Origin of the sequence: Nitratidesulfovibrio sp. 1201_IL3209, from assembly GCF_036763125.1 — a bacterium.
Taxonomy (GTDB): domain Bacteria; phylum Desulfobacterota; class Desulfovibrionia; order Desulfovibrionales; family Desulfovibrionaceae; genus Cupidesulfovibrio.
In genome coordinates this window covers 20,812-32,680 of the sequence record NZ_JBAIYT010000023.1, presented here as the reverse complement: position 1 = coordinate 32,680, position 11,869 = coordinate 20,812, and the positions used below count along the sequence as shown (strand labels likewise).

The 11,869-nt window shown below is 67.5% G+C and carries 8 protein-coding genes; 4 read left to right on the top strand and 4 right to left on the bottom strand.

Annotation, left to right across the window (positions count from 1 at the left end; all coding sequences use genetic code 11):
- Positions 1 to 66: 66 nt before the first annotated feature.
- A complete protein-coding gene (locus V6B97_RS11485) occupies positions 67 to 1,191 on the bottom strand; it encodes an ABC transporter substrate-binding protein (protein ID WP_333506650.1) in 1,125 nt (374 codons plus the stop codon).
- Between the two features lie 634 nt (positions 1,192 to 1,825).
- The gene (locus V6B97_RS11480; protein ID WP_333506649.1) at positions 1,826 to 2,662 is read right to left on the bottom strand and encodes an amidohydrolase family protein; all 837 of its coding nucleotides are present in this window, start codon (positions 2,660 to 2,662) and stop codon (positions 1,826 to 1,828) included.
- Positions 2,663 to 3,208: 546 nt separating this feature from the next.
- Between V6B97_RS11480 and hpsG the strand changes: the two genes are divergently transcribed.
- The 3 genes from hpsG to V6B97_RS11465 all read left to right on the top strand — a co-directional run bounded on the left by hpsG (position 3,209) and on the right by V6B97_RS11465 (position 8,399).
- Complete coding sequence (hpsG, locus tag V6B97_RS11475; protein ID WP_333506648.1) at positions 3,209 to 5,704, top strand: (2S)-3-sulfopropanediol dehydratase; 2,496 nt, start codon at positions 3,209 to 3,211, stop codon at positions 5,702 to 5,704.
- A 147-nt stretch (positions 5,705 to 5,851) separates the two neighbouring features.
- Positions 5,852 to 6,781 carry a (2S)-3-sulfopropanediol dehydratase activating enzyme gene (gene hpsH / locus V6B97_RS11470; RefSeq protein WP_333506647.1) on the top strand — a complete coding sequence of 310 codons (930 nt, stop codon included), beginning with the start codon at positions 5,852 to 5,854 and terminating at the stop codon, positions 6,779 to 6,781.
- 199 nt (positions 6,782 to 6,980) lie between these two features.
- Positions 6,981 to 8,399 carry a sigma-54 interaction domain-containing protein gene (locus V6B97_RS11465; RefSeq protein ID WP_333506646.1) on the top strand — a complete coding sequence of 473 codons (1,419 nt, stop codon included), beginning with the start codon at positions 6,981 to 6,983 and terminating at the stop codon, positions 8,397 to 8,399.
- 56 nt (positions 8,400 to 8,455) lie between these two features.
- On the opposite strand, the gene V6B97_RS11460 is transcribed toward V6B97_RS11465, so the two are convergent.
- Together V6B97_RS11460 and V6B97_RS11455 are read right to left on the bottom strand one after the other, a co-directional pair.
- Positions 8,456 to 10,168, bottom strand: coding sequence for a sensor domain-containing diguanylate cyclase (locus V6B97_RS11460; RefSeq protein ID WP_333506645.1), 1,713 nt, complete (start codon positions 10,166 to 10,168; stop codon positions 8,456 to 8,458).
- A gap of 358 nt (positions 10,169 to 10,526) precedes the next feature.
- Entirely contained in the window at positions 10,527 to 10,790 is a 264-nt protein-coding gene (locus V6B97_RS11455; RefSeq protein ID WP_333506644.1) for a hypothetical protein, read from the bottom strand.
- 309 nt (positions 10,791 to 11,099) lie between these two features.
- Between V6B97_RS11455 and V6B97_RS11450 the strand changes: the two genes are divergently transcribed.
- Complete coding sequence (locus V6B97_RS11450; RefSeq protein WP_333506643.1) at positions 11,100 to 11,450, top strand: YkgJ family cysteine cluster protein; 351 nt, start codon at positions 11,100 to 11,102, stop codon at positions 11,448 to 11,450.
- The last annotated feature ends 419 nt before the right edge of the window (positions 11,451 to 11,869 follow it).

Here is an 11,869-nt window from a genome sequence, read left to right as displayed (position 1 = left end):
GCGGCCCGTCCGGCGGGCGCGGGATGTGCGTCCCACGCCCGCCGCGGGAAGGTGGACCGTGGGTCCTTACTCCTTGAACGGGCTGGCGCTGGCGGGGGCGCCCTTGATCACGCCCAGGGTCACGCTGCCGCTGACCGGGGTGATGCCCGCCTCGGCCACCACGGCGCGGGCCATGGCGTCGTCCACGGTGCCTTCGGGGGGCAGGGACTTGATGCGCTTGTCCTTCAGCAGGAAGGGCGCCACCTCGGCGATGTTCTTGCGCTCGAGTTCGTTGAAGTAGAACGACTTCCATTCGCGCACGGTTTCCTTGGAGTCGGCCGGAATCTGCCCGTACAGCGAGTACCACAGCACCGTCTTGGGGATGCCGCTGGCGTGCTTGGAGACCATTTCGATGACGTTGGTCCAGTTGGCGGGGTCCAGCAGGTAGCGCTGGGCTTCCAGTTCGGCGCGCAGGTAGCCCTTGGCCACCTCGGGGTGCTTCTCCATGAAGTCCTTGCGCATGACCAGGATGCCGAGGTCGGGGTTGTCGCAGGCGCGGCCGTCGGCGGCGATGCGCGCCACGCCCTCGCCCACGTTGTCGGCGATGCGGGACAGGGTGGGTTCCCACAGCGAGGCGGCGTCGATCTTGCCGATGCGGAAGTTGGTGCCGATGACCTCGATGGACTGGTTGAGGTATTCCTTCGGCTTCACGTTGTACTTTTCGAAGAAGCGCATCAGGTACTGGTCGGACGCGCTGCCCTTGGGCGCGGCGATGACCTTGCCGTCCATCCAGCGGGCCAAAGCCTCGACGGATTCGAAGCGGGGGGCGTCCTTGCGGACCAGGACCAGCGAGCAGCGGGTGCCCTCGGACATGCCGAGGGTTGCCACCATCTTGATCTCGGCCTGCTCGGGCTTGGAGCACAGGATGGTGGCGGGCATCACGCTCATGTAGCCGACGTGCGCCTTGTCGGCCAACATGTTGTTGGCCACCACGGTGCCTTGCAGCGCGCCCTGGAATTCGATTTCCGTGCCCTGCGGCACGTACTTCTTCCACAGGCCGAGTTCCGCGTTGACGATGGCCTGGTACGAGATGGTGTCATAAGGCTGGTAGCCCACCACGAATTTCTCGGCCATTGCCGTGGAGGCAAGGGACAGCGTGAGCAGGGTGAGCAGGGTAAGGCCCGTGATGAAGCGCCATGGCAGTCTTCGCATCGTGTTTCTCCTGCGGTCCGGGGTGTTCGGGTCGGTCCGGCGGGTCAGGGTGGCTCCGGCCGGGGTCCGTTCCATTTCCAGTACAACTCAGGGGTTCCCCCCTGTTCAGAACGTGATTCGTCTGGGGCGCGATTCATTCGGGCGTGGCTCGTGCGGGGCATGGTCCGCACGAGGCTGGCAGCCCCTGCCGACCGGAAAGCAAGTACGATACCAAAGCGAGTTACAACACATTTCACCGCCGCATATTGTTCCCTTTCGACACAATCGCCGGGATTGCCCCCCTGTCCGGCGCAACACAGGTTGCATTTTTGTGCGCCCCCCTCAATCCGGAACATGGCAATCCGCATTTTATTCCTTTAGTTACAGCATATTATTAACCATAGTTCCATAAGTGGAACTAGGTTGCAGAAATGCAACCAATTCTCCGGCCATGCGCACGCGCCCACGGCACACGCGGCCACGTGAAGCTCCGACAAGAAAGGCCATCAATACCGGAGTATTGATGGCCATGATGACGTCCCGGAGGCCGGGAAGCGACCTGCCGCTTACAACCACAGATCAACTTGAGAAAATTTTAACGCTTTCATCCCCGACTCCGCCACGTCACCGGACCGGATACGGCCCGCCCCCGGCCTCATGACGTCTCGCCCAGAACGCGCAACGCGTTGCGGTACATCACCTTTTCCCGCACCTCGCCGGACAGGTCCATGCGGGCGTAGATGTCCAGCGCATCCGCCTGCTCGATGAACGGGTGCGCGCTGGCGAACACCACCTTGTCGGGAATCAGGGTGTTCATGGCCTGCACGTAGGCTTCGGCCATGGGCGCCAGCTCGTATTCCGAACAGTCCATGTACACGTTGGCGTTGCGCAGGCAGGCGAAGATGGCCTCGTTCACGAAGGGATAGCCGCCGTGGCTCATGACGATGCGCAGTTCCGGAAAGTCGCGCGCCACCACGTCCACGTGGCGCGGATCCGTATGGCCCATCACCGCGCCGGGCACCTGCGGCGGCGGGGCCGTGGTGATGACCACCGGAATGCCCAGGTCGCAGCAGGCCGCGTACACCGGGTAGTAGCGCGCCTCGTCGGGCCTCAGGTGCGCCAGATACGGGTCGATGGCGGCCCCGCGCATGCCCAGGTCCGCCACCGCGTGGCGCAGCTCGCGCACGGCGGCCATGCCCTTGTGCGGGTCCACCCCCCAGAAGCCGATGAACCGCTCCGGATGCGCCCGGACGAAGGCCAGCACGCTCCCGTTGTTGGACGGGGAACCGTAGGTGGTCTCGCTGTCGCGGCCGGTGATCACGCAGCGCTCCACGCCGCGCGCCTCCAGCGCCGCCACGATGTCCTCCAGCGGCTGGGGCTTGCGCCGCTCGAAGCCGATGGCCGCGCAGGCGGCCCTGAACATGTTGCTGGTGGCGATGCCGGTGATGGTTTCCGGGGTGTTGGGGCGGAAGCGGAAGTCGATGACGGGCATGGGGCGCTCCTGAGGTAAGGGGTGGTGCGCCCCGAAAAGCAAGAGACATGCCGCCCCGGCCGCGCGATGCGAAGCGCCTCCGGAGCCCCCCGCGTTGCATCCATGTCCCCATGTTGCGCCCGCGCATCATGCCGGATACCCACGCAACCCCCTGTTCCCATTCATCCGGCGCGGGCATGTTACGGGAATGCAACATGCCCGCCCCTGCCGCCCGGCCGGAGCATGGCCCGCGCGCGACCTGCCCGGGCACGTCCACAGGCGCCAGCCCGCGCCAACGGCCCGTCCGCATTGCCCATCTCCGGTCTGCCCGTCGTCCCCCGCGCCCTCCCGCCGCCTTGGCACGGTCGGTGCAATGTGCGCGGCGACGCCACCGGACAAGAGCGCCGGTACACGCCCGGAAAGGACGCCGCCCCATATCCAGCTTGCGCATGGATGGCCACGGTAACCAGGGCGCCCGGCGAGGGATATTTTTCTGCCACCGGCCGCCGTCCGCCGTATGGGGACGGCCAGCCGAGACAACATCAAAACGGATCAGAGGTGAACGAGATGCGCAATCCCGAATGCTGCGAGGTCATGACCCCGCACGAACAGCGCCTGTACGACAAGATGGAAGGCAAGGAGGACCGCTTCCGCGCCGGGCACCGGCGGGTGTTCACCATCCTCGAATCCTTCGAGGGGTTGCGCCCGCGCATCGACGTGGAGCGCGCCAGGTACTTCACCCGGTCCATGCGCGCCACAGAGGGGCAGCCGCTGGTGCTGCGCTGGGCGAAAGCCATGCTGCACGTGGCCGAGAACATCACCGTGTACATCGACGACCACCAGTTGCTGGCGGGCCGCGCCGGTGCGCAGGGCCGCTACGGCATCCTGTACCCGGAACTGGACGGCGACTTCCTGGGGCTGGCCATCGAAGACCTGCCCAAGCGCGTGGAATCGCCCTTCACCATCACGCCCGAGGACGCCCGGGTGGTGGTGGACGAGATCGCCCCGTTCTGGAAGGGCCGCACCTACCACGAACACCTGAACATGGCCCTGCCCGCCGAGGTGCACAAGCTGACCTACGACGACCCCGACGGGCTGCACTCGCGGTTCATCGTCAACGAGACCTCGTCGTTCCGCTCGTCCATCCAGTGGGTGCACGACTATGAAAAGGTGCTGCAAAAGGGCTTCGGCGGCCTGAAGCGGGAAGCGCTGGACAAGCTGGCCGCCCTGGACCCGCTGAGCCCCGCCGACAACTGCGAGAAGCGCCCCTTCCTGGAAGCCGTGACCATCGTGTGCGACGCCGTGGTCACCTGGGCCCGCCGCCACGCCGCCCTGGCCCGCCAAAAGGCGGCGGCGGAAACCGACCCCGCCCGCAAGGCCGAACTGCTGGCCATGGCCGACATCTGCGAACGCGTGCCCGAGCATCCCGCCCGCACCTTCCGCGAGGCGGTGCAGGCGCAGTGGTTCACCCAGATGTTCTCGCGCATGGAGCAGAAGACCGGCACCATCGTCTCCAACGGGCGCATGGACCAGTACTTCTTCCCGTTCTACGCCAAGGACATGGCCGAAGGCCGCCTGACCGAAGACGCCGCCCTCGAACTCATCGAGTGCATGTGGGTGGGCATGGCCCAGTTCATCGACCTGTACATCTCGCCCACCGGCGGGGCCTTCAACGAAGGCTACGCCCACTGGGAGGCGGTGACCGTGGGCGGCCAGACCCCCGACGGCAGCGACGCCACCAACGACCTGACCTACCTGTTCCTGAAGTCCAAGCGCGAATTCCCGCTGCACTACCCCGACCTTGCGGCGCGCATCCATTCCCGCGCCCCGGAACGCTACCTGTGGGAAGTGGCGGAAACCATCAAGGATGGCTCGGGCTTTCCCAAGCTGATCAACGATGAGGAAATCATCCCCCTCTACGTCTCCAAGGGGGCCACCTTCGAGGAGGCGTACGACTACGCCGTGTCGGGCTGCACCGAGGCGCGCATGCCCAACCGCGACACCTACACCTCCGGCGGGGCGTACATCAACTTCGCCGCCGCGCTGGAAATGGTGCTCTACAACGGCCGCATGAAGAAGTACGGCGACGCCGACCTTGGCGAACACACCGGCGACCCGCGCGAATTCAGGACCTGGGACGACCTGTGGAACGCCTACGTGGCCCAGCACAGGCTGTTCCTGAAGACGGCCTTCATGCAGCAGCACATCATCAACAACCTGCGCGCCCGCCACTTCGCGCAGCCCATGGGCTCCACCCTGCACGACCTGTGCATGAAGCACTGCCTGGACCTGCACACCCCGCAGATTCCCGAGGGCATCAACCTCGGCTACTTCGAGTACATCGGCTACGGCACCGTGGTGGATTCGCTGGCGGCCCTGAAGAAGGTGGTGTTCGAGGACGGCACCCTGACCATGGCCCAGGTGGTCGAAGCCCTGGAATGCAACTTCGAGGGCAGGGAGGACGTGCGCCAGATCCTGCGCAACGCCCCCTGCTACGGCAACAACGACGACTACGCCGACGCCATCGCCCGCGACATCGACCTGCTGTCCGTGGAATACGGCGCCCGCTATTCGAAGGACCTGGGCATGCACAACGACGTGCGCTACGTGCCGTTCACCTCGCACGTGCCGTTCGGCAAGGTGGTCAGCGCCACCCCCAACGGCCGCAAGGCGTGGACCCCGCTGTCCGATGGCTCGTCCGCCTCGCACGGGGCCGACGTCAACGGCCCCACGGCGGTGCTGCTGTCCAACTTCCACTCCAAGAACTACGGCTACCGGGCGCGCGCGGCGCGCATGCTGAACATCAAGTTCACGCCCAAGTGCCTGGAAGGCGACGACGGCACCCAGAAGCTGGTCTCGTTCATCCGCACCTTCTGCGACCTGAAGCTGTGGCACGTGCAGTTCAACGTCATCAACCGCGAAACCCTGCTGGCCGCCCAGCGCGACCCCGAAAAGTACCGCAACCTCATCGTGCGCATCGCCGGGTACAGCGCCTACTTCGTGGACCTGTCGCCCGACCTGCAGAACGACCTCATCGCCCGTACCGAACACGGCACCATGTAGTCCGCGACGCCGGCGGGCCGGGCCCGCCGGCCACGGGGCGCCCCTTCCGGGAGGCACGGAGGGGGCGCCCGTCCAGGCGCACGGCGCGCCGGTCACGCACAACACGCAGCACGCCAACCCCGCACGCCGGGCGCACCGGATTTCCGCATGACCCCCACGGACGACAACAACGCCACCGGCATCGTCTTCAACATCCAGAAATACTCCGTGCACGACGGGCCGGGCATCCGCACCGTGGTGTTCCTGAAGGGATGCCCGCTGCGCTGCCACTGGTGCTCCAACCCGGAATCGCAGGCCGCGCGCATCCAACTGGCCTACAACCAGGGGCGGTGCCTGGGGCTTTCCCACTGCGTGCGCTGCGTGGAGATGTGCTTTTCCGGCGCCATCTCGCGCGGGGAGGACGACCGCATCGTCATCGACCGGGCCCTGTGCGTGGAATGCACGCGCGACTGTACCTCGGTCTGTCCCTCCAACGCGCTGATCACCTACGGCGCGCGGCGCACCGTGGCCGACGTGCTGCGCACCGTGGAGCAGGACAGCCCGTTCTACGCCCGCTCGGGCGGCGGCATGACCCTTTCCGGCGGCGAACCGCTGGTGCAGGAGGACTTCGCCCTGGCCCTGCTGCGCGAGGCGCGCAAACGCCGCATCGGCGCGGCCGTGGAAACCTGCGGCCACGCCCGGTGGGAAGTGCTGGACGAGGCCTGCCGCCTTTCGCGCACCCTGCTGTTCGACCTCAAGCACATGGACCCGGCCCGGCACGAGGAAGGCACGGGCGTCGCCAACGACCTGATCCTGGAAAATTTCCGCCGGGTCATGGAGCACCATCCCAAACTGCACGTGATGGTGCGCACGCCGGTCATCCCCGGCTTCAACGACGGGGATGCGGACATCGAGGCCATCCTCGACTTCCTAGCGCCATACCCCCACGTGGAATACCACCTGCTGCCCTACCACCGGCTGGGCACCCAGAAGTACCATTTCCTCGGGCGCGAAGCCCCCATGGGCGAAGCGAGGCTGGACGAGGCGCGCATGTCGGGGCTGCTGCGCCTGGTGGCCGCCCGCCGGGGGCGGAGCTAGACCCTCCCGGCGGTCGGCCAGCCAGCGGCGTCTTGCACGCCCCCGCGTCCTGCCGTACGGTTACCGCAGCCCCGTCCCGCCACGGCATCCGCCGCGCGGCGTCCCTCACACGGCAATGGGCGCACGGCAATGGGGCATGCGGCGTCTTCCGTTCCCGCCCGCGCACCGCCGCATCCCGCCAGGGGGCCAAGGCCGCACCATGGAAAAGATACTCAAGCATTTCAAGAGCATCATCGACATATTCAGCGACGGTATCTACATCTCGGACCGCGACGGCACCACCCTGCTGGTCAACCGGATGTACGAGCAGTTGACCGGCCTGCGGCAGCAGGACCTGCGCGGCCGCAACGTCAACGCGCTGGTGGAGGAAGGGGTTTTCGACCGCATCGTCAACCCCGAGATCGTGCGTTCCAGGCGCCCGTCCACCTCGGTGCAGAACGTGCGCGGCGAGAAGAAGATCATCCTGCGCGGCTACCCGGTGCTGGACGAGGCGGGCGAGGTGTGCCTGGTGGTCACCTTCGCGCGGGACATCACCATGATCACCCAGTTCCGCGACCAGATCGCCCAGCAGAAGCAGCTCATCGACGAATTCCACGAACGTCTGGAAAGCATGATCCAGACCAACGCCTCGCCCACGCACCCCATCTTCCGCAGCGAGTCCATGCTCTCGCTGGTGGCCCGGCTGCAACGCGTGGCGGGCACCGACGCCACGCTCCTGCTGCTGGGCGAAACCGGGGTGGGCAAGGACGTGCTGGCCCGCCTGGCGCACGAGCACAGCCCCCGCAGCGAACGCATGTTCCTGAAGGTGGACTGCGGCAGCATCGCGCCGAACCTCATCGAGTCGGAACTGTTCGGGTACGTGCCGGGGGCGTTTTCCGGGGCCAACGCCAAGGGCAAGGCGGGCTACTTCGAGATGGCCGACGGCGGCACGGTGTTCCTGGACGAGATCGGCGAGTTGCCCCTGACCATGCAGACCAAGCTGCTGCGCGTGCTCCAGGACCAGGAGGTGACCCGGGTGGGCGCCACCCAGCCGCGCAAGGTGGACGTGCGCATCATCGCCGCCACCAACCGCGACCTGGACGACGACGTGCGCACCGGCAAGTTCCGCAGCGACCTGTTCTACCGGCTGAGCGTGGCCGTGGTGCAGATTCCGCCGCTGCGCGGACGGCGCGAGGACATCGCCCCGCTGGCCCGGCACTTTCTGGAACGCTACGCCGCCAAGTACCGGCGGTCCATGGAGATCGCCGAATCGACGCTGGAGGCGCTGGAAAACTACCGCTGGCCCGGCAACGTGCGCGAGATGCAGAACTTCATCCAGAGCATGGTGGTCACCGGCGACCGGCCCACCATCACCTGCGCCGACCTGCCCCCGCACATGGCCGAGGCCTGCCGCCCCGGCCACGCCTACTCCATGCCGGAAATGCAGGAGCCGCGCGCCCTGCGCGAGATCATGGACGAGATCGAGCGCGAAATCCTGGAACGGGCCATCGCCCGGCACGGCTCGGTGAACAAGGTGGCGCGCATGTTCAAGGTCAGCCGCACCACCATCTTCCGCAAGCTGCGCGAGCAGCGCCCCGACGACGAGAGGGACGGGGCGGGCGGCCAGCCCGGCCGCTGAGAGGACGCAGGTGATGCACGGCGCCGTCCGGGGCGTTCCCGCCGCCTTGCGGCGTCCTAGTCGCAGGTGGACATGTCGCGCAGATGATAGCTGTTCTTGCCCGCCTGCTTGGCCACGTACATGGCCTTGTCGGCCTCTTCGAGCAGGGCGCCCAGGGGGGCCGGCGCGTCGGACAATGCGTCGTCGACGGCGCCCGCCCCGCTCGACCCGCTCACCCCGCTCACATTGTCGCCGGACACGCCGTCCCGCGCGGCCTCCGGCCCGCCGCCCGTCCCGGCACCTGGCAGGTCTTCGGCCACGGCATCGGATACGTCGTACCCCCCTGCCTGGCCCAGCGAGATGCCCACGCTGCACCCGACGCCGAATCCGATCCGCGCCACGCCGGCCACGATGCGCGCGGCCACGCTGCGGGCCACCTCGCAGGCGGTGTCGGCCTGCAGGGCCAGACACAGCACGAACTCGTCCCCGCCCAGGCGGCCGACCACGTCGGACGAGCGCACCGCGCTCTCCAGCACCCGCGCGGTGCGGCGCAGCACGCTGTCGCCCTCCGCATGGCCGTACCGGTCGTTGAACTGCTTGAACCCGTCGAGGTCGATGAACATGACGGCCAGCCGCAACGCCGGGTCGTCGCGGCTGGATTCCAGCAGCCGCCGGGCATGGCGCAGGAACAGCGCCCGCCCGGCAAGGCCGGTCAGGCCGTCGCGCAGGGCCATTTCCTCGCGTTCGCGGGCGGCGGCCAGTTCGTCCCCCACCTGGCGCAGTTCGCGCACCAGTGTCGGACGGGCGGGCTCACCGTCTTCCCCGGGCAGGAGGCGCGAGCGGGCCGCCAGTTCCACCTCGGCGATGAAACGGCGCGACAGCAGCCACGCCCCGGCAAAGCCCACGACGATGCAGGCGGCGCCTATGGCCGCCAGCCGGACGAGGTACGCGCGCATGGACATGTGCAGCGTGGCAACGGGCACCTGCACCACCACATGCCAGCCCCATTGCCCCACCGGCGCGATGGTGAACCGTACGGGGACGCCTTCGCGGTTGCCCGCCTCCATGACCGTGGAAGATTCGAGCACGTCGCGCAGCCTCGGGCCTACGGGCTTGCCCACGGCCTGCTCGGGCAGGAGCGTCCGGGCCAGGATCACGCCGTTGGCGTCCACCAGCGTGACGGTCCACCCTTCCGGCAGATGCTGCTCCGCCAGCAAACGGGTGTATTCCTCCACCCCTATGTGCATGCGCAACGCATGCCGGACCCCCCTGGCCACCTGTACCGGCACGCCCAGCGCCGTGACCGGGCGGTTCGTGATGCTGCCCTGAAACAAGCCGGACACCACGGGACGATCCTCGTCCAGGACCCGCCTGGCCGATTCCACGTCGCCGGTAGGGGGCAGCCGGGTGCCCAGCGGGACCCAGGTGCTGAAAACCTGGCCTCCCTCGCGATCCACCAGCGCCAGCGACTGTACGTCCCCCTGCACGCTGCCCACACCCCTGGCCTGGCGGTACAGCTGCCCGATATCCGCACGCTCCGGATCCTGAGAGGCGGCAAGGGCATGCAGCATGGCCGCCTTGGCCGAAAGGTCCGCATCGACGGCCAGGGCCACAGCCAGCACCTGGCGCCGCAACTCCGCGTTGGTCTTTTCCTGCTGCGTCCGCACGTGCTCGATCATGGCGAACACCGAAAAAATGGTGGCGGGCAGGCCGGTGACCAGGGCGAGCAGCAGCAGCCAGCCGCGTACTCCCATGGTCGGCGTGTTCCGGTAGTGCTCCGACATTGCCATGGCTCCTCCGTCCAGGACGCTTCATGCCGCCATGCCCCGCCCCCCCCCTGTGGCGGGATGCCCGCGAAACGGGCCGGCCGCACGGATCGTTTTCCCCCACAATAGCCACAGCGGGCAAGAGCAGGCAATCTCTCCGTCAGGACCGGTCACTCACCGGGACGCCGGGGACGGGGCCCCGGAACCTCCGGAATCGCGGACGGACGGCCGCGACACCGCGAACCGGACATGCGCGAAGCGCCCCGGCGGCCAAAACCTCCGGGGCGCATACCACAAGAATGTCAAGCCATTCCAGGAAACGCACCGTGCTCGCGCGGGACATTCCCAGGTCGCGGGCCACCTTCGGCAGCCGGGGCCCGGACTACTCGTCCTCGTCGTCTTCCTCGTCGAAGGGGAAGGCGTCCTCGATCTCCGCCACGTACATCTCGGGGTCGAAGTCATGCTGTTCCCAGGCCTCGTAGAGATGTTCGGGAACGTTCCGGTGAATGCGCGTCACCTCGCGTTCGTCGTCGAGGGTCATCTCGATGACCAGCGTCCCCGTCCCTTCCGTCATGCCGTCGGTCTGGATGAAGTCAACGTCATGGATTTCAAGGCCGTCGGGATCCGTCTGCGAGAGATGTGACATGGAAGGCATACCTCCGGGCGATGTTGCGGTGCTATTGCGGTGCGATGCGATGGCGGCGGCGCGCACGGAACGCCGTGCAGGATGGTACGGACCGGATGCATTCCGTGATGCATCCGTAGCCGCCGGCTGTTCCTGCCGATACACCGGGCGCACCCCGCTGGCAACACGCCATGCCCGTGTTTTTGCGGAAAAATGGTTCGCACGGGGGCTGTTGCGCGCCAATCTGCGTGGTACGCATTTTCATGGCGCGGCGCCCACATCCGCGATACGGTGGGACAGGCCCGAAACCCCAGCCCGCCGGAGGCCGCCATGCCGACCTGTGTGCGTTGCGGAAAGTGCTGTACCGCCCTGCACCTGCTGACCGTGGAAGCGCAGGACGTGGCCCGCTGGCGGCATGAAGGGCGGGAGGACATCCTGCGCCGGGTGGGCGAAACGCCCGATCCGGGGGAGGAGGGAGGCACGGTCCACGAGGTCTGGCTGTCGCCCCGCGCCGACGGCGGCGGCAGCGGCGGCGGCGACGACGGCCACTGCCCGTGGCTGCGCCGCACCCCGGACGGGCTGGCCGCCTGCGCCATCCACGAAACCAAGCCCGCCCGCTGCCGCGACTACCCGGCCGGATGCGAACAGGCCCGGCGCATCGGGTGCATGGCCCTGCCCTGACGGCGGCCGCCGCCATGCCGATGCACACTGCATACTGCGCGGGATATACCTTGCAGTATTTTTCACCGCAACGTGCGCCTCGTGCGGGATGCAATGCGACATCTGCGCAGCATCCCTGTCCATTCCGCAGTGCCGCATGACACAGTGCGCCGCACAAGCAGGGACAGTCATGAAATTCCGCGAACCGGCTTGACTTCCTGTCCGCGCCATGGAATCATGGCGGGTATCCTCGATTCGCCATGCACGCCCCTTCAAGACGTGCGGGAACCCATCCTGACCATGCAGCAACAGACCACCACCACCGGAAGCATCTCCTTCCGCGCCGATGCGCGGCATGCACAGTGCGTGGCGCACCGGGCCGTCCCGTGCGGCCATGGCGTCCGCTCCGGTTCCTTCCGCTCCCCGGCCGCCCCGCGCGG